The organism is Mesorhizobium sp. CU3 (genome assembly GCF_006442965.1).
In the GTDB taxonomy this organism is placed as follows: Bacteria; Pseudomonadota; Alphaproteobacteria; order Rhizobiales; family Rhizobiaceae; genus Mesorhizobium.
Genome location: NZ_VFWX01000026.1, coordinates 17,820 through 41,798, shown reverse-complemented (window position 1 = coordinate 41,798; position 23,979 = coordinate 17,820). Strand labels below are relative to the sequence as shown.

At 64.4% G+C, this 23,979-nt stretch carries 20 protein-coding genes; 11 read left to right on the top strand and 9 right to left on the bottom strand.

Annotated elements, in window-relative coordinates; all coding sequences use genetic code 11:
* Window positions 1–27: 27 nt before the first annotated feature.
* The 5 genes from FJ988_RS29240 to FJ988_RS29220 all read left to right on the top strand — a co-directional run bounded on the left by FJ988_RS29240 (window position 28) and on the right by FJ988_RS29220 (window position 4,872).
* On the top strand, window positions 28–714 hold the full coding sequence (locus tag FJ988_RS29240) for a 4Fe-4S dicluster domain-containing protein (RefSeq protein WP_140822607.1): 687 nt from the start codon (window positions 28–30) through the stop codon (window positions 712–714).
* A gap of 106 nt (window positions 715–820) precedes the next feature.
* Window positions 821–1,552 carry a dienelactone hydrolase family protein gene (locus tag FJ988_RS29235; protein ID WP_140822605.1) on the top strand — a complete coding sequence of 244 codons (732 nt, stop codon included), beginning with the start codon at window positions 821–823 and terminating at the stop codon, window positions 1,550–1,552.
* A gap of 128 nt (window positions 1,553–1,680) precedes the next feature.
* Window positions 1,681–2,241, top strand: a complete 561-nt coding sequence (locus tag FJ988_RS29230) for an RNA polymerase sigma factor (protein ID WP_140822636.1) — start codon at window positions 1,681–1,683, stop codon at window positions 2,239–2,241.
* Window positions 2,242–2,243: 2 nt separating this feature from the next.
* Window positions 2,244–4,457, top strand: coding sequence for a VWA domain-containing protein (locus tag FJ988_RS29225; RefSeq protein ID WP_140822603.1), 2,214 nt, complete (start codon window positions 2,244–2,246; stop codon window positions 4,455–4,457).
* 181 nt (window positions 4,458–4,638) lie between these two features.
* A complete protein-coding gene (locus FJ988_RS29220; RefSeq protein WP_140822601.1) occupies window positions 4,639–4,872 on the top strand; it encodes a hypothetical protein in 234 nt (77 codons plus the stop codon).
* A gap of 9 nt (window positions 4,873–4,881) precedes the next feature.
* On the opposite strand, the gene bmt is transcribed toward FJ988_RS29220, so the two are convergent.
* The 4 genes from bmt to FJ988_RS29200 form a co-directional block, all read right to left on the bottom strand.
* Window positions 4,882–5,904: a betaine--homocysteine S-methyltransferase gene (gene bmt, locus FJ988_RS29215; protein ID WP_181183715.1), complete on the bottom strand. Its 1,023-nt coding sequence runs from the start codon at window positions 5,902–5,904 to the stop codon at window positions 4,882–4,884.
* A gap of 78 nt (window positions 5,905–5,982) precedes the next feature.
* Entirely contained in the window at window positions 5,983–6,585 is a 603-nt protein-coding gene (locus FJ988_RS29210; RefSeq protein ID WP_140822597.1) for a DUF1989 domain-containing protein, read from the bottom strand.
* Window positions 6,586–6,604: 19 nt separating this feature from the next.
* A complete protein-coding gene (locus FJ988_RS29205; protein ID WP_140822595.1) occupies window positions 6,605–7,042 on the bottom strand; it encodes a VOC family protein in 438 nt (145 codons plus the stop codon).
* Window positions 7,043–7,098: 56 nt separating this feature from the next.
* Complete coding sequence (locus tag FJ988_RS29200; protein ID WP_140822593.1) at window positions 7,099–7,956, bottom strand: helix-turn-helix domain-containing protein; 858 nt, start codon at window positions 7,954–7,956, stop codon at window positions 7,099–7,101.
* A 249-nt stretch (window positions 7,957–8,205) separates the two neighbouring features.
* On the opposite strand from FJ988_RS29200, the gene FJ988_RS29195 reads away from it, so the two are divergent.
* Together FJ988_RS29195 and FJ988_RS29190 are read left to right on the top strand one after the other, a co-directional pair.
* Window positions 8,206–9,207 (top strand): fatty acid desaturase, encoded by a 1,002-nt coding sequence (locus FJ988_RS29195; RefSeq protein WP_140822591.1) that lies wholly within the window; start codon window positions 8,206–8,208, stop codon window positions 9,205–9,207.
* An 89-nt stretch (window positions 9,208–9,296) separates the two neighbouring features.
* Window positions 9,297–10,133 (top strand): phosphate/phosphite/phosphonate ABC transporter substrate-binding protein, encoded by an 837-nt coding sequence (locus FJ988_RS29190; protein ID WP_140822589.1) that lies wholly within the window; start codon window positions 9,297–9,299, stop codon window positions 10,131–10,133.
* Here the strand turns inward: FJ988_RS29190 and FJ988_RS29185 are convergent.
* The 3 genes from FJ988_RS29185 to FJ988_RS29175 form a co-directional block, all read right to left on the bottom strand.
* Window positions 10,101–11,453, bottom strand: coding sequence for a Xaa-Pro peptidase family protein (locus FJ988_RS29185; RefSeq protein WP_140822587.1), 1,353 nt, complete (start codon window positions 11,451–11,453; stop codon window positions 10,101–10,103). The genes FJ988_RS29190 and FJ988_RS29185 overlap by 33 nt on opposite strands.
* 9 nt (window positions 11,454–11,462) lie before the next feature.
* Entirely contained in the window at window positions 11,463–14,033 is a 2,571-nt protein-coding gene (locus FJ988_RS29180) for an FAD-dependent oxidoreductase (protein WP_140822585.1), read from the bottom strand.
* A gap of 68 nt (window positions 14,034–14,101) precedes the next feature.
* Entirely contained in the window at window positions 14,102–15,679 is a 1,578-nt protein-coding gene (locus FJ988_RS29175; RefSeq protein ID WP_140822583.1) for a trimethylamine methyltransferase family protein, read from the bottom strand.
* Between the two features lie 197 nt (window positions 15,680–15,876).
* On the opposite strand from FJ988_RS29175, the gene FJ988_RS29170 reads away from it, so the two are divergent.
* The 3 genes from FJ988_RS29170 to FJ988_RS29155 all read left to right on the top strand — a co-directional run bounded on the left by FJ988_RS29170 (window position 15,877) and on the right by FJ988_RS29155 (window position 20,823).
* Window positions 15,877–17,049 carry an MFS transporter gene (locus tag FJ988_RS29170; RefSeq protein ID WP_140822581.1) on the top strand — a complete coding sequence of 391 codons (1,173 nt, stop codon included), beginning with the start codon at window positions 15,877–15,879 and terminating at the stop codon, window positions 17,047–17,049.
* 103 nt (window positions 17,050–17,152) lie between these two features.
* The gene (locus FJ988_RS29165) at window positions 17,153–19,222 is read left to right on the top strand and encodes a prolyl oligopeptidase family protein (RefSeq protein ID WP_140822579.1); all 2,070 of its coding nucleotides are present in this window, start codon (window positions 17,153–17,155) and stop codon (window positions 19,220–19,222) included.
* A gap of 221 nt (window positions 19,223–19,443) precedes the next feature.
* A complete protein-coding gene (locus FJ988_RS29155; protein ID WP_140822575.1) occupies window positions 19,444–20,823 on the top strand; it encodes an aspartate aminotransferase family protein in 1,380 nt (459 codons plus the stop codon).
* A gap of 322 nt (window positions 20,824–21,145) precedes the next feature.
* On the opposite strand, the gene mmsB is transcribed toward FJ988_RS29155, so the two are convergent.
* Together mmsB and FJ988_RS29145 are read right to left on the bottom strand one after the other, a co-directional pair.
* The gene (mmsB, locus tag FJ988_RS29150; RefSeq protein ID WP_140822573.1) at window positions 21,146–22,030 is read right to left on the bottom strand and encodes a 3-hydroxyisobutyrate dehydrogenase; all 885 of its coding nucleotides are present in this window, start codon (window positions 22,028–22,030) and stop codon (window positions 21,146–21,148) included.
* 21 nt (window positions 22,031–22,051) lie between these two features.
* Window positions 22,052–23,218, bottom strand: a complete 1,167-nt coding sequence (locus tag FJ988_RS29145) for an isobutyryl-CoA dehydrogenase (protein ID WP_140822571.1) — start codon at window positions 23,216–23,218, stop codon at window positions 22,052–22,054.
* A 144-nt stretch (window positions 23,219–23,362) separates the two neighbouring features.
* Between FJ988_RS29145 and FJ988_RS29140 the strand changes: the two genes are divergently transcribed.
* Window positions 23,363–23,977 carry a dimethylsulfonioproprionate lyase family protein gene (locus tag FJ988_RS29140; RefSeq protein WP_140822570.1) on the top strand — a complete coding sequence of 205 codons (615 nt, stop codon included), beginning with the start codon at window positions 23,363–23,365 and terminating at the stop codon, window positions 23,975–23,977.
* Window positions 23,978–23,979: the final 2 nt, after the last annotated feature.

Here is a 23,979-nt window from a genome sequence, read left to right as displayed (position 1 = left end):
CGCGTTCTCCGATCCGGACCGGAAGGGATGATTTTTTCGCGCGGCACGATTGATGAGATCGCGGACGCGCTCGCGGCCAACGGGCTGATCCTGCGTGGCGGATTCAACTTCGGCGGTGATGAAGCGCCTGCAGGCCTTTCCGGTGTTGCCGCCAAGTCTGCGCTGCTGGTCGGGCAGGCGGGTGCCGCGCCCTGGCCGTACTTCGTGAAGTGGCGAGGACAGCAGGCAAAGGATATCGCCAATCCGCTCGACACCTGGTCACGCGAGGTGATCGGCGCGGTGGCGGATGAATTCGGCGCACGCGCCGTGTCGCCTTCCGACCGGCCCTATCTGCCGTTCCAGCAATGGGCGATGTGGGCGGAGGGGCTGAAGCCGTCGCCGCTCGGCATCCTCATGCATCCGACCTACGGGCTCTGGCATGCCTATCGCGGCGCGTTGCTGTTCGAGCATGAACTTGAGATCGCAGAACCTCATGCAGTGATTCATCTTTGCGACGCATGTGTCGATAAACCCTGCCTGAAATCCTGCCCGGTCGACGCCTATTCCGGGCAGGGCTTTGCCCATGAAGCCTGCCTTGCGCATGTGCGCGGACCCTGGGGCGAGCCTTGCCGGAGCGGCGGCTGCCTCGACCGTAACGCCTGCCCCTATGGCACGGATCATCGTTATCCGCCGAATGCGCAGGCTTTTCACATGGCGGCCTTTGCCAAGCTGTAATGGGAAGGCCTCCGCTCGCACGAAATCTTGAACATCGGGCCCCGGGATTGTCTTGTCGAAACGGACTGTGCCGATATCTATCGCGCGACAGCCAACGGAGAACATCATGGCGGGAAAGCAGATCGAGATCGAAACCAGGGACGGCAAGGCGAAAGCCGGGCTTTTCCGACCGTCCGGAACGGCCAAGGCCGGCGTCATCCTCTATATGGACGCGTTCGGGCCGCGGCCGGTGCTGGACGAGATGGCCGAGCGCCTTGCCGGCCATGGCTATGCCGTGCTGGTGCCCGATCTGTTCTATCGCAACGCGCCCTATGGGCCGTTCGATGCCAAGACCGCCTTCACGGTCGAGGAGACCAAGACCAGGCTGATGGCGCTGGTGACCGGCACGACGCAGGAGATGACGATCCGCGACAGCGAGGCGTTTCTGGATGCGCTGAAGGCCGAAGGCATTGACGGGCCGGTCGGCTTGGTCGGCTATTGCATGGGCGGCGCGCGGGCGTTGAACGCCGCCGCGACCTATCCCGACCGTATCGCCGCCGCGGCAAGTTTCCACGGCGGCAACCTCGCCAGCGATGCGGCCGACAGCCCGCACCGCAAGGCGGCCTCGATCAAGGCGCGCGTCTATGTCGGCGTCGCCGGCGTCGACCGCAGCTTTCCGCCGGAACAGTCGGCGCGGCTGGCGGAAGCGCTGCGCGTGGCCGAGGTCGACCATGCCATCGAGAATTATGTCGGGTCCGGCCATGGCTGGTGTGTGGCGGATCATGGCGCCTATGACGAGGCCGGCGCGGAGCGGCATTGGAAGCGGCTGACGACGTTTTTTGGCGAGACGTTGGGCTGAACCACCATCTCGGGGCGTCGGCGCCGCCCCTCATCCGCCCGCAAGCGTGGAGAAGGAAGATAGCGCCACAAAAAAATCTTTCCATCGCCCCAAGGATTGGCCATTAGCCTTCGTCCAACAGGCAAATGATGGCGATGATGCTGGACGACAGCGAAGCCTCCGATGCCGAGTTGATCGGGCGGGCGAGGGGCGGAGACAGAGGGGCTTTCGGCGCTTTGCTCGAAAGGCACTATGGCTTTGTCTATCGCGCCGCCTATCGCTGGTGCGGAAAAAAGGCCGATGCCGAGGACATCGCCCAGGACGTCTGCGTGCGGCTCGGCCGCGCCATCCGCGACTATCAGGGCAGCGGCGCCTTCACCACCTGGCTCTATGCGATGACATTGAACGCGGCGCGCGACATGATGCGCAAGCGCGCCCGCGACACCGCCAAGACCGATGCCTACGGCGCCTATGCGCTGATTTCCGGGGACGGGGCGGCGGAGGCTGAGGATCCGGCCGAGGCCCTGTGGGCGGCGGTGCGGATGCTGCCGGACAAGCAGCGCGACGCGGTGCTTCTGGTCTATGGCGAAGGGTTGAACCACGCGGCGGCGGCGGAGGTGATGGCAATCTCGGAGACGACGGTTTCCTGGCACATCCATGAAGCGAAGAAACGGCTGAAAGTGCTGATGCGCTCAGCCGGGGAAGTGTAACCATGGTCGACGACAACGAACTCGAAAGGCTGCGCGACATCGCGGTACCGGCGCCGGACGGCGCAGCGAAGGCGCGCGCGTTGGCGACCGCCATGCAGGCCTTCGACATGGATGAAAAAAAATCCACGGCGGCCCAAGGATCGGCAACAGGCCGTCGTCTCACCGAGCGAGCAAGAAAGCTCTGGAGAGACATCATGCAACGCAAACTCATTGCCACGCCGGCGATCACCGCGCTGGTCGCCCTGCCGATTGCCGGTTACGCCACTTTGCAGCTTCTGAAGGAGCAGCCGCCGGTTCCCGTCAACAACGGCAAGATCACCGAGACGCTGGCCGACAAGCCGTTGGCCCAGAAGCCCGCGCCGCAGCAACCGGCGGTCAACGAGCCGCTGGCCGCGGCGCCGGCCAAGGAGAAGAAGACCGACGCCGACAGTGAACGGCGTGTCGAAGATGAGGCACAGGTTGCGCCGGCGTCGCCGCCAAAGACCGAGGCCCCGGCAACAACCAACCAAACCGAGTACGCTACGCTGCAGACCAACAAGCAGTCCCCCGACGCGCTGCCGGCACCGGCGCCGGCGGAAAGCGACCAGCTTGCTGCCGGCGGCAAAGACGGGGTCGGGGTAATTGCGGGCTATTCCCCGAAGCGGAGCGCCGACGCGTTGGAGCGAGCCGACAAGGCGCCCGCGGGAGCAGCTGCCGCGATTCCGGCGTCTCCGCCGGCTGTCGCCGATTCCAAGCTGATGGCGCAACCTGCGCCCGTGCCGGCCGACCAGATGCAGCCGCAGGAGGAAAACCGCAATCGCATCGAGACCTTCAAAACCAATCCGGTGCACGAGACCGCGCAGGATCCGGTCTCGACCTTCTCGATCGACGTCGACACGGCCTCCTATTCCTTCGTGCGGCGTTCGCTCAAGGAAGGCGCGCTGCCTGATCCGGACACGGTCCGCGTCGAGGAGATGATCAACTACTTCCCCTATGACTGGAAGGGACCGGATTCGGCCAAGACGCCGTTCAACTCGACCGTCACCGTCATGCCGACGCCGTGGAACGAGCACACCAAGCTCATGCATGTCGCGATCAAGGGTTTCGACGTGAAGCCGGCCGAGCAGCCGAAGGCCAATCTGGTGTTCCTGATCGACGTGTCGGGCTCGATGGACGAGCCGGACAAGCTGCCGCTCTTGAAATCGGCCTTCCGGATGCTGGTCAACAAGCTCAAGGCCGACGACACCGTCTCGATCGTCACCTATGCCGGCAATGCCGGCACGGTGCTGATGCCGACCAAGGCGACGGAGAAGGAGAAGATCCTTTCTGCCATCGACAATCTGTCGCCGGGTGGCTCGACGGCCGGCGAGGAAGGCATCCGCGAGGCCTACAAGCTTGCCCAGCAGTCCTTCGTCAAGGGCGGCGTCAACCGGGTGATGCTGGCCACCGACGGCGACTTCAATGTCGGCCAGACCGATGACGGCGACCTCAAGCGTCTGATCGAGAAGGAGCGCAAGACCGGTGTATTCCTGTCGGTGTTCGGCTTCGGTCGCGACAATTTGAACGACCAGATGATGCAGACCATCGCCCAGAACGGCAACGGCACGGCCGCCTACATCGACACGCTTGCCGAGGCGCAGAAGGTGCTGGTCGACGATGCGTCCTCGACGCTGTTCCCGATCGCCAAGGACGTCAAGATCCAGGTCGAGTTCAACCCGGCGACGGTGTCGGAATATCGCCTGGTCGGCTACGAGACCCGGGCGCTCAAGCGCGAGGACTTCAACAACGACCGCGTCGATGCCGGCGATATCGGCTCCGGCCATTCGGTGACGGCGATCTACGAGATCACGCCGAAGGGCAGCGGCGGCGAGCAGGTCGATCCGCTGCGCTACGGCCAAGCCAAGGTCGACAATGGCGGCGTCGCCAATGCGGATGAATATGCCTTCGTCAAGATCCGCTACAAGCTGCCGGACGAGAACGTCTCGAAGCTGATCACCACGCCGGTGACACCAGCCAATGAGGTCAAGTCCTTCGACGAGGCCGGCGCCGACCAGCGCTTCTCGGTCGCTGTCGCGGCGTTCGGGCAGAAGCTGCGCGACGAGGACCAGACGGCGAATTTCGGCTACGAGCGGATCGCCGAGATCGCCAACGCGGCGCGCGGCGCCGATCCGTTCGGCTACCGGGCCGAGTTCCTGTCGCTGGTGCGGCTGGCATCATCGCTGGGTGGCAGCAAGTAGGACATCTCATGTGAAAAAGGCCGGCGGGAAGGAATCCCGCCGGCCTTTTTGCAATCGTTAAATTGCGTGGCTTTTCCTGAACCTCATCGCAACGACCCTCTGTTAGTCCATGCTGACAAAGGGTGAGGGATAAGCATTGCATATCAATACGACTGGGAACGTTGGCGCGACGGTATATGACATGCCGGTCCGGGCAGCTTCTGCTCCCACGGCGGAATCCGCGCGCATCAGGGACGATGTCGACGCAGCGCGCAACACGGCGCGCTCGGCCCTCAACAATGACCGCTTCTGGTCGATGCTGGAGCAGATCAGCGATCCGAGCGCTTCCGGCGCGCTGATGACGATGGGCTCAAACAGCCAGAACGTCGTCGATTTCAACACCGCGCTGTCGCGCTACGACGAAAACAGCAAATAAAGGAAAGCGTCAGGCGCGGCCGCGGCGACGCTCGCGGCGGCCTTCGCTGGTCTCGGCGGTATTTGCCGTCGCAACCTTGTTGCGCATCGGGCCGATGCGCTCGACGATCGTCTCGATGGTCGGGCGCGTAGCCTTGGTGTGCGCGTCGAGCGCCTTGCGCATGGCGGCGAGGTGCGCGAACGAGGTGCCGCAACAGCCACCGACGATCCTTGCGCCGCCGTCGACCGCCAGCCGCACATAATCGGCCATCAATTCCGGCGTGCCGGAATAGTGGATCTCGGTGCCGCGGAATTCCGGGATGCCGCAATTGCCCTTGACGATCACGGTCGCCTCCGGCTTCGCGTCGGTCATGTCGAGCAGCGAGGCGAGGATGTCGGAAGCGCCGACGCCGCAATTGGCGCCGACGCCGAGCGGCGCCTGCGACAGCCCGTCGACGACGCCGTGGATGTCCTTCGGCAGGAGACCCATCATGGTGCGGCCGGCGGTGTCGAAGGAGCCGGTATAGGTGTAGGGCAGGCCGACGCGGATCGCGGCTTCGGCCGCGGCGCGGATCTCGTCGGGCGCCGACATGGTCTCGATCCATGCGACTTCTGCGCCGCCAGCCTTGAGGCCTTCGATCTGTTCGGCGAAAGCCTCGACCGCGTCGTCATAGGTCAGGGCGCCAAGCGGCACCAGCAACTCGCCGGTCGGGCCGACCGAGCCGGCGACGATGACCTTGCGGCCGGCCTTGTCGGCGACGGAGCGAGCGATCTCGGCGGCGCGCTTGTTCAGCTCGAAAACGCGGTCCTGCGCGTGGTGCAGCTTCAGCCGGTGGCGGGTGCCGCCGAAGGAATTGGTCAGGATGATGTCGGCGCCGGCGTCGACGAAATTCTGGTGCAGGCTGGCAATGGTCTCTGGAGCCGTCTCGTTGAGCAACTCGGGCGCTTCGCCGGCCTCTAGCCCCATGGCGAACAGATTGGTGCCGGTGGCGCCGTCGGCCAGAAGCACGCCCTTTTCGGCAAGCAATGCGTCGATCGGGTTGGTCGCGGTCATGGGAGCGGCTTTCATCTCTGGATTTCGAATAACGATATAAAGAAGTCTTTATGTCCAGTCAACGAATTTGCGGCACCATTACCCGGCCGGCGTGATCTCGACCTCGATCTCGGTGCAGGCATCGCCATTGGTCGGGTGGTGGTCGACCGAGCAGGCGGTGACGACGAGCAGAAGGTCCTGTTCGGCGCGCAAGGTCACGGAGCCGCCCGGCGGATTGATCGAAGCCTCGACCACCAGCGTGCCGTCCGGTTGCGGCATGGAGTTCTGGAAAAGGTCGACCGGGTCGGGCGTGAAAGGCAGCTCGATGCCTTCGCCCCTCAGCGCCTTCATCAGATTGTCGCGGCAGTTCGGGTGGTTGAACAAGCCGGCCCGCTCGTAGAGCGCACGGTCGCAGGCCGGGTAGAGCATGTCATGCGGGCCTGGCGAGGCGTCCTCGACCAGCGTCAGCATGATCTTGCCTGTGGCGCTGTAGAAATGGTCGCCTGGTTTCGGGAAAAGTCGCTCGACGATGTCGCGGGTTTGCGACGTGCTTAGCCAGTCGAGTTTCTCACCCGTCGAGAAAGCCCAGAGGTCGGAGACCTGCTGGCCCCGGGGATCGATGATGCGGATGAGATCGCCGCGCCTAACGCGCATGGCGCGGCCCGACTGCGGCGGAACGACGATGCGCGTTTTGTCGTACATGGGTTTTCCTGAATTCCGCTCAGCGGAGTTCCTGGGCCAATCCGATCAGAATGCCTTCAGGCCCGCGGATGTAGCATAGCCGGTAGGCGTCCTGATATTGGACGACTTCGCCGACGAGCTCGGCGCCGCGCTTGCGGAGCCTTTGAATCGTCTCGTCGACGTCGTCGACGGCAAACATGACGCGCAGATAGCCCAGGGCGTTGACCGGGGCGTTGCGGTGATCCGCGACGACAGCCGGCCTGAGGAAGCGGGAGAGCTCGAGCCGGCTGTTGCCGTCCGGCGTGCGCATCATGGCGATCTCGACATGCTGGTCGCCCAGTCCGGTGACGCGTCCGGCCCATTCACCCTCGATCATGGCCTGTCCTTCGAGCTCGAGGCCGAGCTCACGAAAGAAATCGATCGCCCCACCGAGGTCTTCGACGACGATGCCGACATTGTCCATCCGCTTGAGCGCCATGTATCCGTCCTCCGTTTGAGCGGTATTCCTGCAGGATTACCCGAGATCGGCGACTCTCAGGCAGAGCCTGAAGGGAAGGACATTGCGGCCAGTTTCTGCGCGAAGCTCGCCGCCTCGTGCGCGTTGATGTCGGCGGCGCGGATCAGATTGTCGAAATGGCTGGTCAAGGTACGGATCGGCTGGGTGGCGTTCAGCACCAGATACATGTCGCCGACATAGATCGCGGCGCGGTAGGGGCCGAAGATAGTGTAGGGGATCGAATAGCGCATGCGGCCGTCATAGAGGAACAGGCGGAAGGTCGGGTACAGGTCATCGAGGAGCGTCGCCATGTGCAGCAGCTGTTCGCGGCGCTCGGCTTCGGGAAAACGGTCCCATACACCCAGGCCGCGCGCGAAGATCTCGAGCGTGTGGCGCGGCATGCAGACCTCCATGTCGGTCTCCGGCCGACGGTTGTAGTCGATGCGGTACTGCGTTTCGCCGGCCTGCGCCTCGCGGCTCTTGTTGGTTATTCCGGCCTCGTATTCGACCAGGGCTTCGGTGCGCAGAAGGTCGGGGATACCCGCGGGCACGTAGCGGATCTTGGTGCCCGCCGCCTCTGAATGCCATTTGGCAAGCAGCGTGCGGTCGAAGCCGTCCGGCGCTTCCTCGATCTCAAGGCTCTCGCGGATTTCGCCGGTGACGCCTTCGTCCTGGGAGAGCCCCAGCAGCCAGTCGAGCGAGACCTTGAACTCGGCGGCGATGTTGAGAAGCGTTTCGGCGCGGGGCAGGCGGGTCGAGGCGCCGGACAGCAGCTGCGACAGCGCCGAGCGATCGATGCCCACCGCCGTGGCGAAGGCCGACTGGTTCAAGTCGGAGCGTGTCAAGAGCATTTTCAGGCGCTCTCGAAAGGTCGTCGACAGATCGCGCTTGTCCATCACGCCGCTCCCGCTTCGGAGAGGAAAAATTTGCGCCGGAGCCGTATTGAACATGGCTCAGGCGGAAATGAATCCCCATATTTGTTTACAATGCATAACATATGCAGCCAAAAATGCGCATTCGCAACAGTTTGTGCGCATTGTCGCGTTGCGGCAACGGAAGGCTCCTGACACAATGCTGTCAGGAATCAAACGGGTTCCGGCGACTGGAAGGCAGTGGTCGATAGCATGGCAAGCATGAATCCTGGCATGAACAAGAGACGCAGCAGTGCACCGGCCATCGAATGGCCGACGGTCTTTGTCACACTCTTCTGCTACGGCGCTTGGCTTGCCACCGGCTTCCTGCTTTGGCCCTCTTACCCGCTTCTGGCGCTCGGCGCCCTGGCGCTTCTCGCAGCGCTGCAATCCTCGATCATGCATGAAGTGCTGCATGGCCATCCGACTCGCAACGCGCGCATCAACGAGGCCTTCGTCTTCCTGCCGATCGGCCTGGTCTGGCCGTTCCGCCGCTTCAAGACCATTCATCTGCGTCACCATGCCGACGAGCGGCTGACCGACCCGCTCGACGATCCGGAAAGCTACTATCAGGCGCTGTGGATGCATGAGGAATTGCCGCCGGCGATGAAATTCCTGCTGAAGCTCAACAATACCATGGTCGGCCGTTTCATCCTCGGCCCATGGCTCTCGTCGGTCGGTTTCTTCATCGACGATGCCAAGCAGATCGCCGCCGGCGACAAGGCGATCCGCAACGCCTGGCTGCTGCACGCCATCGGCATTGCGATCGTGGTCCCGATCGTGACCTTCGGCTTCGGCATCCCGCTCTGGCTCTACATTCTGGTGCCGGTGTGGCTCGGCCAGTCGCTGATCTCGATCCGCACCTATGCCGAGCACCAATGGTCGGAGCATCCGGAAGGGCGCACGGTTATCGTCGAGCGTTCGCCTTTGTCCTTCCTGTTCCTCAACAACAATTTGCATTTCGTTCATCACAAGAGCCCGACGATTGCCTGGTACAGGCTGCCGAAGCTGTTCCGCGAGCGCCGCGAGGAGTGGCTGCGGATGAACAACGGTTATGCCTATCCGAACTACTTCGCGCTGCTCAAGGCGCATGCCTTCAAGGCCAAGGAGCCGCTGGTACATCCGGTGCTGCGGCGCGCGCCGGAGCCGGGCCGCGCCTTCAAGCCGCGCATCCGGGCGCGCAACGTCAACGGCCTGGGCACGGCGCCGGTGCCGGCCGAGCCACCGAAGGAATGAACTCCGCAGCGGCCTGCGGCGTCGAATATCTGTGACCCGATGCCGTGTTTCAGCGCTCCTTTTTCAAGACATTACGGTTGGATACCGGCATGAGTGAATTCGTTGCGGCTCTGCCGATGTATGACTGGCCTGAGGTGCGCGAAGACGTCGACGCGCAGTGGGCCAGGCTTCGCGACGCCTTCCGGCAGAGAGGCATCGATGCGCCTGAGACGGTCGTGCGGCGCAATGGCGACCTGCCGGCGACGCCGGGCGGAATTCGCGATGCCGCAGGCGCCATCATGGCGCCCGATCCGGCAACGCTGCCCCCGGACGAGTTCGATTTTCACGCGTTCTGGCTGAGCCCGGCGCTGCTCTTCGGGCAGACCTGCTGGGGACCGATGGAACTCGGCCTTGCCCGGCATGTGCAGGTGATCGCCCAACCCAACTACTATGCGTATGAGGGCGGACAAGGAGAACTTTACTCCAGCGCGCTGGTCATGCCTGCCGATGGCGGGCCCTCGACCCCTTCGCCCAAGGATGGCAAGGCCCTGATCCCGCTCGATCTCATCCGCGGCAGGCGCTTCGCCTTCAACAATCCGGATTCGATGTCGGGATTGCTCGGCTTGACGCGTGACCTCGAAGCGATGGGCGAAAGCCTGGACATCTTTTCCTCGCGCAGCGAGAGCGGCGGCCACCGCGCCTCGATCGTCGCGGTCGCCGAGGGCAGGGCTGATATCGCCGCCATCGACTGCGAGAGCTGGGCGCTGGCGCGGCGTTTCGAGCCGGCGGCGAAGGGCGTGAAGGTGGTCGGCTGGACGGCAAAGCGCAAGGGCCTGCCTTACATCACCGCCAGGACGACACCGGCGAAGATCGTTGCCGCGATGCGCGATGCAGTCGCGGCGGTCGAAGGCGGCTCAGAGCAGCCGCTCATCCAGCGGATAGGCTGACAGCTTCTCGTTGCCGGTCCCGGTGATCAGGATCTGCTCCTCGATCTTGACGCCCTCGCGCCCGCCCAGCCTGCCGATATAGCTTTCGACGCACAGCACCATGCCGGGCTCGAGCACGCCGTCCGGCGTGTCGGCGGTCCAGTCGGCGGCATGCGGCAGCGTCGGGTATTCGTCGGCCAGGCCGACGCCGTGATAGAGCACGCCGTAGCGGGTCGGGAAGCAGTCGCCCGGCGGCACGGCGGAGCGCTCGACAAGATCGCGGAAAGAGACGCCCGGCTGCATCAATTCGGTGTTGTGGGCGATCTGGTCGGCGGCGATGCGGAACAGGTCGCGCTGCTCGTTCGATGGTTTTTTGTCGCCGCAGAGCCAGGTGCGCGAAAGGTCGGCGCAGAAGCCATAGGGACCGATCAGGTCGGTGTCGAAGGCGACGAGGTCGCCATTCTCGATGATGCGCGAGGAGCATTCCTGGAACCAGGGATTGGTGCGCGGACCCGACGACAGCAGCCGCGTCTCGATCCACTCGCCGCCGCGCGCGATGTTGCCGCGATGCAGCTCCGCCCACAGCTCGTTTTCGGAAATGCCGGGCTTGAGCGCCGTCTCCATCTCGCCCATCGCCACCTCGCAGGCGACGATCGAGCGGCGCATGGCAAGGATCTCGTCCGGCGACTTGATGAGGCGGGCGTTCTCCATCACCGCTTCGCCATTGCCGACCGTGATGCCGCGCCGGGCGAGTTCCTCGACGCCTTCCGGATTGACGTGGTCGATGGCGATGCGGCGGTTGCCGCCGCCATGTTCGGCGACAAGCTCGGCGATGCCGCCGGCCCAGCGGCGCACCTTCTGCTCGGTCAGCTCGCCGCCGTAAAGATACATCCACGAGACGGCGGGCCGCACCTCGTCGACGACGCCGGAATGGTCCGACAGGTGCTCGCAGGAGAAATAGTCGAACAGGACCACCGGCCCTTCCGTGGCGACGAAGCAGTGGCGGGTCGGATTGTGCGCGACCCAGAGCTGCATGTTGGTCGAGTCGGTCGCATAGCGGATGTTGACCGGGTCGTAGAGCAGGGCGCCGGCATAGCCGCGGCGCTTCAGTTCGGCGCGGATGCGCTCCAGCCGGTATTTGCGCATCGCCGGCAGATCGGGCGCGCCGATGCCGGCGGCCGCCCATTCGGCTTCCGCTTGCGCGCCATAGCCCAGCACATGCTGGTTGAGCGAGGCCGCCTTCTCGCGTGAGGCCTCGCGCAGCGCCTCGACCGAGCCCGGCTCGAAGGGCATGATCTTGCGGTGGCGGCCGAAGCCTCCCTTGGGCGCTGCGCCGTCCATGGTTAGACCTCAGGTTCGCATCTTCTCGCCGCTCGGATCGAAGGGTGGCTCGACATTGATGCGGGCCGGGCGGCGGTGGCCGAGGATCTCGATCTCGAACAGGCCCGCACTTTCGTCCTCGGCAAGGGCGGCGGGCACATAGCCCTGCGCCATCGACTTCTGGACGTAATGCGCATAGCCGCCGGACGTCACCCAGCCGACCACGCGCCATTCGCCGTCGACGATACCGCGCACCGCGGACGCGCCTTCGGCGGCCTTGGAGCCGCGCACTTCCTTGCCGGAGGTGTCGAAGCGCGGCGCGCCATAGCCATGCGGCTTTTCCACCGTGCCATAGTCCTTGCCGACCTTGGCCCAGATCGGCTCGTCGCCCATCACGTCGGCGTCGGCTGCATCGACAATGAAGGAGACGCGGCGCAGTTTTGGCCCCTCAGCGTGCTCCTTGGCGGATGCCTCGCGGCCGATGAAGTCGTTCTTCTCCAGCTTGATGAAGCGGTCCATCGAGCCCTCGAACGGGCCGTAGATCGGACGCAACTCGCGGAACCAGGTCGGGAAGTTCTTTTCGAGACGCATCGAGAGCAGCGCGCGCATGCCGAAGTCGACCAGGCCGAATTCGGCGCCGGCATCCTTGATCGCCTTGTAGACCAGGCGCTGATAGGCCGGCGCCATCCAGATCTCGTAGCCGAGATCGCCGGTATAGGTGATGCGGTTGACCATGCAGGGCGCGCCGCCGACCGCCATCTCGCGGAAATCCATGAAGCGGAAGGCCTTGGTCGAGACGTCGACATCGACGAGTTTCTGCAGCAGGTCACGCGACTTCGGACCGGCGATCGACAGGCCGACCAGCGTCTGGTCGAAGCGGTGGATGCGCACCGAACCGTCCTTGGGCAAATGCTTCTCGAACCAGCGCATATGGTATTTCTGCGCTGCGGAAGAGCCCCAGATCATGAAGCGGTCCTCGCCCGACTTGGCGATGGTGAAGTCGCCGATCAGCTTGCCGAATTCGTTGACCATGGGGGTCAGCACGATGCGGCCGGCCTTGGGCATGCGGTTGGTCATCAGCCGGTTGAGGAAATCTTCGGCGCCCGGTCCCGACACTTCGTATTTGGCGAAGTTGGCGATCTCGGTGACGCCGACGTTTTCGCGCGTGGCACGCACTTCCTCGCCGATCGGGCCGAAATCGTTGGAGCGGTGGAAGGAGACGATGTCCTTCGGCTCCGAGCCCTTGGGCGCGAACCAGAGCGGGGTTTCCAGGCCCCAGGAGTCGCCCATGACCGCGTTGTTGGCGAGCATGGTGTCGTAGAGCGGCGTCGTCTGCGCCGGACGGGCGGCCGGCAGTTCTTCGTTGGGGAAACGGATCGAGAAGCGGCGCGAATAGTTTTCGCGCACCTTGGCGTTGGTGTAGCGCAGGCCGGCCCATTCGCCGAAACGGGCGACGTCCATGCCCCAGACGTCGAAGCCCGGATCGCCATGCACCATCCAGTTGGACAGTGCCAGACCGACGCCGCCACCCTGGCTGAAGCCGGCCATGACGGCGCAGGCGCACCAGAAATTGGTCAGACCCTGCACCGGGCCGACCAGCGGGTTGCCGTCCAGCGCGAAGGTGAAGGGGCCGTTGATGATCTGCTTGATGCCGGCCTTCTCGATGCCGGGGAAATGCTTGAAGCCGATCTCCAGCGACGGCGCGATGCGGTCGATGTCGGGCTGCAGGAGTTCGTGGCCGAAATCCCAGGGCGTGTTGACCGGCGACCACGGCTTGCAGGCCTTCTCATAGGTGCCGAGCAGGATGCCGTTGCGCTCCTGGCGGGTGTAGATCTCGCCCTTGAAGTCGAGCACGCCGATCATCTCGCGGCCGGTCGACTTGTTGAACTCCTCGACCTCCGGCATCGGCTCGGTCAAGAGATACATGTGCTCCATCGCCAGCACCGGCAATTCGACACCGACCATGCGGCCGATCTCGCGCGCCCACAGGCCGCCGCAATTGACGACATGCTCGGCATGCACCGTGCCCTGTTCGGTGACGACGTTCCAGGTGCCGTCCGGCTGCTGGGTGAGATCAACGACGCGGTTGCGCAGCACGATCTCGGCGCCAAGCTTCTTCGCCGCCTTGGAGTAGGCGATTGTCGTGCCCGACGGATCGAGATGACCTTCGACGGGATCCCACATGGCGCCGACGAAGTTCGTCTCGTCCATCAGCGGGAACATAGCCTTGGCTTCCGAAGGCGTGATCAACTCGGTGTCCATGCCGAGATAGCGGCCCTTGGCATGCGCCAGCCGCAGGAAGTCCATGCGCTCCGGCGTATCGGCCATCATCACGCCGCCGGTGAGATGCAGCGAGCAGGACTGGCCGGATAGTTCCTCGATCTCCTTGTAGAGCTGGACCGTATAGGCCTGCAGCTTGGCGACATTGGGATCGCCGTTCAGCGTATGGAAGCCGCCGGCCGCGTGCCAGGACGAGCCGGAGGTCAGTTCCGAGCGCTCGATCAGCATGATGTCGGTCCAGCCGGCCTTGGCCAGATGATAGAGCACCGAACAGCCGACGACGCCGCCGCCGATGACAACCGCTTTTACGTGGGATTTCATGAAGATAGGTCCGTCTTGTGCAATGTGGAGTCAGAAATGAGGGTCGGGCGGCCACCCAACCCAGATGATCAGAAATCCGTCGGCGCGCCGCCTTCGGCACGGCGTTTTTCGACGAAGTCGTTGAGCTCCTCGCGGATGGCGGGGTCCATGTAGGGTTCCTCGTAGGAGGCAAGGCGCTCCTTCCAGACCTTGTTGGTCCGTTCCATCGCCGTCGGCGAGCCGGCTTCGGTCCAGCTCTCGAAATTGCGCCAGTCGGAGACGATGGGCGAATAGAAGGCGGTCTTGTAGCGCGCCTGTGTGTGCGGCGTGCCGAAGAAATGCCCGCCCGGACCGACCGACTGGATGGCGTCGAAGCCGAGCGCGTCCTCGGACATGTCGAGCGGGGTCAGGAACTCGGCCACCATCTGCAGAAGGTCGATGTCCAGGATGGTCTTTTCATAGGAGCAGCGCAGGCCGCCTTCCAGCCAGCCGGCGCCGTGCATCATCAGATTGCCGCCGCCCTGGATGGCGCCCCACAGCGAGAAGACGCTTTCATAGGCGGCCTGCGCGTCGACCGTGTTGGCGGCGCAGGTGTTAGAGGTGCGGTAGGGGATGTTGTAGCGTCGCGCCAACTGGCCGCCGACGAGTTGCGCCTTCATGTATTCGGGCGTACCGAAGGCCGGTGCGCCGGATTTCATGTCCACATTGGAGGTGAAGCCGCCATAGCCGACCGGCGCGCCCTTCTTCACCATCTGGGCAAAGGCGATGCCGGACAGCGCCTCGGCGTTCTGTTGCACCAGCGCGCCGGCGATGGTGACCGGCGCCATGGCGCCCGACAGCGTGAACGGGGTGACGATGACGACCTGGCCCATGCTCGACATCTGGATGATGCCTTCCATCATCGGCACGTCGAGCTTGAGCGGCGAGTTGGTGTTGATGATGGTGAAGACCGACGGCTCGGCCATCAGTTGCTCGCGGCTGATGCCGCGGGCGATGCGGGTGATCTCGATGCCGTCGACATTGCGCTCTTTGCCGAGCGAATAGATGTGGAAGACTTTGTCGGTCAGCAGGCTGAGGTCGCGGATGCATTCCAGGTGCCGCACCGAGGGATGGATGTCGATCGGCTCGACCGGATAGCCGCCCGTGCAGTTCAGGATGTTGTGCATCTGCGTCAGCCGCAGGAAGTTGCGGTAGTCGGCCTGGTTGCCGGGCCGCCGGCCGCGGTCGAGGTCGGAGCAGTTCGGCGCCGAGGCCATCATCGACAGGATGACGTTGTTGCCGCCGAAGCGCAGATTGTGCGCCGGGTTGCGGGCATGCAGCGTGAATTCGGACGGGCAGTGCGCGATCAGCTCGAGGATCATGTCGCTGTCGAAGCGCACGCGCTCCGAGCCTTCGCGCACGTCAGCGCCATGCGCCTTCATGATGCGGCGGGCCTCGTCATGCAGCACGTCGACGCCGATTTCCTTCAAGACGCGCAGCGAGGCGAGGTGGATCGATTCCAGCTCGTCGTCGGAGACCAGCTTCGTCGGCGTCAGCGGGTTCTTCAACTGCCGGAAGGCCGGCTGCTCGAAAGCGGCCGAGCCGCCGGCGCGCTTGCCCGCGCGGCCGCCACGGCGGGCGCGATCGGTTGCCAATGCCGGCTCGGCGGGATGAAGGGCGGCGGTCATGAAATGCCTCGTGAGGGTCCGAATTTGGCGGCATAATGGACCGGCGGCAATGCAGCCGGTAAGGAGGCGGCGACCACTACAGCGAGGGAAGCGACATGCCGGAAGGGCAGCCGGCTGGCTTGCCGAATTGCCTTTGCTGAGGCATCCGGCGGGGCTTCGGCGCTGATATGGGCGGTGACCACGACCCGCGAGCCACGATGACCGCTTCCACCCAGACCGCAGAAAAATCCCCGCAATGGGCAGCGCTTGCCGGCGTCACGGCGGCGCTTGCCATGTTCGGCGCGGCGCAGGGGCTTTCCTATCCGCTGTTCACGCTGCTCATGCAGCGGCAGGGGATTTCGCCGGCGCTGATCGGGCTTTCGGCGGCGATGATGCCGGTCGGCCTCATCCTGTCGGCCTCTTTCGTGCCGGTTGCCGTGCGCCTCTTCGGCGCGCGCAATCTCGGCGTCGGCTGCGCGCTTGCCGGCGCGCTCTGCTTCCTTGCCATCGGTTATCTGCAGAACTGGGCGGCATGGTTCGTCATCCGCTTCCTGGTCGGCTTTGCCATCAATCCGCTCTATGTGCTGGGCGAAGTCTGGGCGCTGTCGCTGGCGCCGCCGTCGCGACGCGGCCGGGTGATGGGCGTGTTCAATGCGCTGATGGGAGCCGGCTATGCAGCCGGTCCGATAATCCTGATTGCGGTCGGCAGCCGTGGCTGGCCGCCCTTCATCGCCGTGATAGCGGGTTTTCTGCTCTGCGCGCTGATCCTACGCGCCGTCTCCGCGAAGCTGACCGGCTTCGAGGATGACGGGCAATCGTCGGGCGGAGTCGCCGGTTTTGCCAGGCTGGCGCCGGCGCTGCTGTTGGCCGTGCTGGTGTCGGCGGCGGTGCAGCAGAGCACCTATTCGCTGATCCCGGTCTTCGGTTCCGGTTTCGGCCTGCCGGAAGCCAGGCAGGCGGCGCTGGTGACGGCGCTGTCGCTCGGAAACATCATCCTGCAGATTCCGCTCGGGCTGATGGCCGAGCGTTTCGGCGGCCGGGCGATGATCATTGTCTGTGCGCTCGCGACCGCCAGCTGCGCCATCTCGCTGCCGCTGCTGATCGCCACGTCCTTCGTCTGGCCGGTGCTGGTGGTGATGGGGGCGGTCGGCTACGGCGTCTACACCATGGCGCTGATCGAGCTCGGCAACCGCTTCAAGGGCACGACCCTGGTCGCCGGCAATGCCGCCTTCGCCCTGATGTGGGGCGTCGGCGGCATCGTCGGCCCGCCGGGGGCAGGCGCGCTGATGCAGGCGATAGGGCCGCTTGGACTGCCCGTGGTGATCGTTGGCCTCGACGCGCTGCTTGTCAGCTTCGCGCTGTATCGATCATTCCAGCGCCGCCGCTCCTGACGCGTCGCTGGCGACCGAGCCGATCTCGCCTGGCGGACTTGAATATCCGCGCGGCGGACGCGATGTAGGCAACAACCCGCCAGACGATAATCCGGAGACCCGCATGACCAGCAAGATAAGCAAAGCCCAGCCCCAATCGGCGGCCGATGATCCTTTCCTGTGGCTGGAGGACCGCAACGGCAAGGAAGCGCTGGACTGGGTCCACGGCCAGAATGAGCTGACGGTCGGCGAATTGCAGGGCGACCCTGCCTATCAGGCCGCGTTCGAGACTGCGCTCGACCTGATGACGGCCGAGGACAATATCGCGGTCGGGGCCGCACTTGCCGGCTACGTCTATAATTTCTGGCAGGACAAGACCAATGCTCTTGGACTTTGGCGGCGCACGACGGTCGCGTCCTACAAGACCGACAAGCCGGACTGGGAAACGATCCTCGACTTCGACCAGCTATCGGCCAGGGAGGGCGTGAAATGGGTGTTCGGTGGGGCGAGCCGGCTCTATCCTGATTTCGACCGCTGCCTGCTCTACATGTCGCCGGATGGCGGCGACGCCAGCGAGATGCGCGAGTTCGACATAGCGACAAAGTCCTTCGTCGATGGCGGTTTTTCCGCGCGCGCCTCGAAGTCGGGCTTCTCCTGGCTGGACAAGGACACGGTGATCGTCTCGGCGGCCTTCGAGGAAGAAGACAAGACCCAGTCCGGATATCCGCGCGTGATCAAGCTTTGGCGGCGCGGCGCCAAGCTGGAGGATGCGACGCCGATCTTCGAGGCCGGGAAGCAGGACCTCGCGGTCGGTGCCGGCGTCGAATATGACGGCGACAAGCGGCATGTGCTGCTCGGCAGGACGATCGACTTCTTTACCTCGCACAGCTTTCTGCGGCCGGCCTCGGGTGAGAACAGGCGCATTCCGCTGCCCGACGACGCCAGCGACACGGCGATCTTCAAAGGGCAACTCGTTTTCGGGGTGCGCAGCCCATGGACGGCGCCGGACGGCACGCATTGCCTGCCGGACGGGCTTTACTCCGTCGATTTCGACCGCTGGATCGAGACCGGCGAATTCGGTCCTTTCGAAACCGTACTGACGCCATCGCATCGCGTTTCGGTCGCCGGGCTTGCCAGGACGCAGGACCGGCTGTTCATCAACCTGATGGACAATGTGCGCGGCAAGGTGATCGCCTGCGACCGCACGGCCGGGGGCTGGTCGTTGAAGCCGATTGCGCTGCCCGACAACGGCAATGTCGGCATCAGCCATGCCGAGCATTTCGGCTCCAGCGTGTCCTTCTCCTTCACCGATTTCCTAACGCCGAGCTCGATCATCTGGTCGGACGACGATGGCGAGACGCTGGCGACGGTGAAGTCGCAGCCGGCCCGCTTCGATGCCTCGCCTTTTGTTTCGGAACAGTTCGAGGCGCGCTCGAAGGACGGCACGATGATCCCGTATTTCGTGGTCAGGCGTCGCGACCAGAAGGGACCGGTGCCGGCGCTGCTCTATGGTTATGGCGGCTTCGAAGTGCCGCTTTTGCCAGGCTATGCCGGCGTGCGCGGCCGGCTTTGGTTGGAGAAGGGCAACGCCTATATCCAGGCCAATATCCGGGGTGGCGGCGAGTTCGGTCCGGCCTGGCACCAGGCGGCGCTGAAGGGCAAGCGCCAGAACGCCTATGACGATTTCGCCGCGGTTGCCGAGGATGTGGTCACGCGCGGCATCACCACGGGGGCACAGCTCGGCATCCAGGGCGGCTCCAATGGCGGCCTGCTCACCGGCGTGTCGCTGACGCAGCGGCCGGAACTGTTCGGCGCCGTCATTATCGACGTGCCGCTGCTCGACATGCTGCGCTACACCGAACTGCCGCCCGGCGCCTCGTGGATCGCCGAGTATGGCGATCCCGCGAAGCCGGAGGAGGCTGCCTGGCTCAGCGCCTATTCGCCTTATCAGCATGTCGTGGCGAGTGTTGCCTATCCACCGGTGCTGTTGATGACCTCGACCGCCGATGATCGCGTCCATCCCGGACATGCCCGCAAGATGGCGGCGAAGCTGCAGGAGACGGGCCATGCCAGGACGCTTCTCTATGAAGAGACCGAGGGCGGTCATGGCGGGCGCGGCGACCGCCTGCCGCAAGCGGCGCAGACGGCGATGCGCTATATGTTCCTGAAACGGGCGCTAGGAGGCGATGCCTGACCGGCATGGCTTGAATTTTGGGCCTCAGGCGGCATAAGCTGCCTGCATGGTCCGCATCAGCATACATAGCGCCTTCGGGGGCGCGGTGACGCCGTCGCCGCGGACCCTTCGCGCCGAGCTTTTGCGTCTATGCGCCCGAATAGGCTATTCGCCGCCTCGCTGCCTCTGACGAATCCGCCCCGGCCGTTGCCGGATTGATTCAAAGAGGAAAGATCAAATCCATGACCTATCAGAACTATTCGCTGAAGCAGCTTCAGCAGATCGACGCCGCGCATCACCTGCACCCCTTCACCGACCACAAGGAACTGCGCGAGGCGGGCTCGCGCATCATCACGAGCGCCAAGGGGCCGTTCATCTACGACGCCGACGGCACCGAAATCCTCGACGGCATGGCAGGCCTTTGGTGCGTCAATGTCGGCTATGGCCGTGACGAGCTGGCCGAGGCGGCTTACGCGCAGATGAAGGAGCTGCCTTACTACAACTCCTTCTTCAAATGCTCGACGCCGACGCCGGTGCTTCTGTCGAAGAAGCTGGCGGAGCTGGCTCCCAAGCATGTCAGCCAGGTTTTTTACGGCTCGTCGGGCTCGGAGGCCAATGACACCGCGCTCAGGCTCGTGCGCCACTACTGGGCGCTCGAAGGCAAGCCGGAGAAGAACCGCGTCATCTCGCGCAAGTCGGCCTATCACGGCTCGACGATCGCCGGCACGTCCCTCGGCGGCATGGAGCCGATGCACAAGCAGCTCGGCGGGGCGGTGCCCAACATCGTCCATGTGATGATGCCCTACGCCTATGAGCTGGCGCTGCCCGGCGAGAGCGACCATGATTTCGGCATCCGCGCTGCCAAGGCGGTCGAGGACGCCATCCTCGAAGCCGGCGCCGACAAAGTCGCCGCCTTCATCGGCGAGCCGGTAATGGGCGCCGGCGGCGTCAAAATCCCGCCGATGAGCTACTGGCCGGAAGTCGAGCGCATCTGCCGCAAATACGACGTGCTGCTGATGCTGGACGAAGTCATCACTGGCTATGGCAGGACGGGCGAATGGTTCGCCGCGCAGACCTTCAGCATCGAGCCCGACACCATCACCACCGCCAAGGCGCTGACCTCCGGCTACCAGCCGCTTTCGGCGCTGCTGGTCGGCGATCGTATCGCGAAGACGTTGGTCGAGAAGGGCGGCGAGTTCTATCACGGCTACACCTATTCCGGTCATCCGGTGGCCTGCGCGGTGGCGCTGAAGAACCTCGAGATCATCGAGAAGGAAGGCCTGGTCGAGCGCGTCAAGAACGATACCGGTCCCTATTTCGCGCAGGCGCTGCAGGAGCGGATCGCCGGCCACAGGCTGGTCGGCGAGGTGCGCTCGATCGGCCTGATGGGCGCGATCGAGATCGTCAAGGACAAGGCGACCAAGGAACGCTATCTGCCGTCCGGAAGTGCTGCCGTCGTGGTGCGTGACCATGCGATCGCCAACGGCATGATGCTGCGCGCCACCGGCGACACGATGATCCTGTCGCCGCCGCTGATCTGGACTCGCGACACGATCGACATGGCCTGCGAGCGCATCGCCAAGGCGCTCGATCTGGCTGATGCGGATCTGCGCAAGCGATAAACGAATCACTTCGGGCGCTCATCGATTGGGCGCCCGGTCCAATTTCTGGCTCTCTTGCGGGATGCTTCTAAAGCAAAAACCGCGTCCCAACGGGAACGCGGCTCTGCCAGAATACGCTTGGCATTTCGCTACAAGATACTTGCGAAACTTACGGGCTCCGGTACGCGAGACCTGATCCGGAGCGCCGGGCGGCGTGAATGTCCGCCTCGCAGTCCGTTTTAGAGGCACATCGTTACCGGTGCGTTAGCGAGACCTTAAGCAAATCTAAATTTGCCGGCTTCATGCCCGCTAACTCTAAAAATAATCTTTTGAAAGCAGTAGCTTATGCCCGGTTGCCGCGCAGGAAATTAATAATGCCGGAAAAATCGACGCCGGCGTGGCCCTGCGCGTTGAAAAGCGCGTAAAGCTGCGTCGCCTCGGCGCCGAGCGGCGTTACGGCGCCCGCGCCCTCGGCCGCTTCCTGCGCCAGTTTCAGGTCTTTGAGCATGAGCGCCGCGGCAAAGCCGGGCTTGTAGTCGCGATTGGCCGGCGAGGCCGGAACCGGGCCCGGCACCGGGCAATAGGTGGTGAGCGACCAGCATTGGCCCGATGAAGTCGAGGCGACGTCGAACAGCGCCTGGTGCGAAAGCCCAAGCTTTTCGGCGAGCACAAAGGCCTCGGCGACGCCGATCATCGAGATGCCGAGGATCATGTTGTTGCAGATCTTGGCCGCCTGGCCGGCGCCGTCGCCGCCGCAATGGACGATGCGGCCGGCCATCGGCTTCAGGATCGGCTCGGCGGCGGCGAAAGCTGCGTCGGACCCGCCGGCCATGAAGGTCAGCGTCCCGGCCGTCGCACCGCCGGTGCCGCCGGAGACGGGCGCGTCGATCGAGGGCAAGCCGTGCTTTGCTGCAATCGCGTGGGCCTTGCGGGCCGATTCGACGTCGATGGTCGAGGAGTCGATGAAGAGAGCGCCGTTTTTTGCGTTCGGCGCAATGTCCTCGTAGACAGAGAGCACATGCTTGCCGGCCGGCAACATGGTAATGACCACGTCCGCGTCCTTCACCGCGGCGGCTGCGTTAGCCATAACCGTTACGCCGTGTTCACGAGCGACGGTGAGGTTTTCCGGCATCAGGTCGAACCCGAGCACCGCATGCCCCGCTTTTACCAGGTTGGCAGCCATGGGATTGCCCATGTTGCCCAAGCCGATGAAGGCGATGGTTGCCATCGTTTTCTCCCAAATGTTGTGTCAGCGGCCAATCAGCGTGCGCGCGATGATCACACGCATGATCTCGTTGGTGCCTTCGAGGATCTGGTGAACGCGAAGATCGCGCACCAGCTTCTCGATGCCGTAATCGTGCAGGTAGCCGTAGCCGCCATGCAATTGCAGCGCCTGGTTGGCGATGTCGAAGCCGATATCGGTGACGAAGCGCTTGGCCATCGCCGACCATTTGCCAGCGTCGGGCGCCTTGCGGTCGAGCTTCGAGGCGGCGGCATAGAGGAAGATGCGCGCGGCCTGCAACTCCGTTTCCATGTCGGCCAGCCTGAATTGCAGGGCCTGGAACTGGTTGATCTTCGAGCCGAACGCCTTGCGCTCACCCGTGTAAGCCAGCGCCTTGTCGAGCGCCGATTGCGCGCCACCCAGGGAGCAGGCGGCGATATTGAGCCGGCCGCCGTCGAGGCCGGCCATGGCGATGCCGAAGCCGGCGCCTTCCGCGGCAAGCAGGTTGTCGGCCGGCACCTTGCAGTCCTCGAAGATGACCTGACGGGTCGACTGCATGTGCCAGCCCATCTTGTGCTCGTTAGCGCCGAAGGAAAGGCCCGGCGCATCCTTCGGCACGACGAAGGTCGAGATGCCTTTCGGCCCATCGGCGCCGGTGCGCGCCATCACGACATAGAGGTCGCTGTCGCCCGCGCCGGAGATGAACTGCTTGGCGCCGTTCAAGACATAGTCGCCGCCGTTTTTCACCGCGCGCGTCTTCAGCGCCGCGGCATCGGAGCCGGAGCCAGGCTCGGTCAGGCAATAGCTGGCCAGCCATTCCATCGAGGTCAGCTTCGGCAGGAAGCGCCGGCGCTGTTCGTCCGAGCCGAAGCGGTCGATCATCGAGGCCGCCATGTTGTGGATCGAGATGAAGGAGGAGAAGGCGGGGTCGGCATGCGCCAGCGCCTCGAAGATCAGCACCGCATCCAGCCGGCCAAGCGCCGAGCCGCCGACGTCGTCACGCACATAAATGCCGCCGAGCCCGAGCGGGCCGGTCTCGCGGATTACATCGGCGGGAAAGTGCTTTGCCCTGTCCCAGTCGAGCGCGTTGGGCGCGACCCGGTCGGCGGCGAACGCCTGGGCCATCTCCTGGATGGCGCGTTGTTCCTCGTTGAGTTCGAATTGGCCAGCGCCCGCATCGACTGCCGCGTCCATGGCGTGCTCCCTGATGTCTCGGCCTGCCTGTCGCTGGCCTGTCGTTTTTGGCTATGCGCGCGGCCCAATCTAGACCAATGATGCCGCCGCGCAACCCGGCCGCCCGCGGACCGGCTGTGCACGGATTGATAAACGGAGCCGTCGGTGCCGACAATTTTCGATGAGTTGCTGGACCGGTTCCACGCCTATCTGGCCGGCTTTGGCGACGCTCTCGTCAAAGATGCCGTTGCCCGGATCGACTGGAAGATGCCGGCGCGTCCGCTCGAACCGCATCGTCTTTCCTGCCTTCGCTATCTCGACCGTGTCGCCGACCTTGCGCCGCCGGACGCCGGACCTCTGGCGCGCTTTGTGGCGACGCATGGCGGCGACCTGCGCTGGGGCCAGACCTACAATGCATCCGATTTCGGCGCGGACTTCCTGACCCGATACGGGTGGCTGGAAGTGTTCGGCGCGCGCGGGCATTTCGTCAATGACGAGGTCGCCGGCGGCCTGCTTATTCTCGGACCCGAAATCGTCTATCCCGACCATCATCACATTGCCGAGGAAATCTACATCCCGCTGACCGGCGGTACGGAATGGCACAAGGGTGACAGCGGTTTTCATGTTCGCGCGGCGGGCGAGGTGATCCATCATCCGTCCAATGTCAGCCACGCCATGCGCACCGGCAAGGAGCCGCTGATGGCGCTCTATCTCTGGCGTGGCGGGCCGCTGGCGCAGAAGTCGACCATTCCCGGCACCGTCGCACAGGGCAGGGCGTAGGC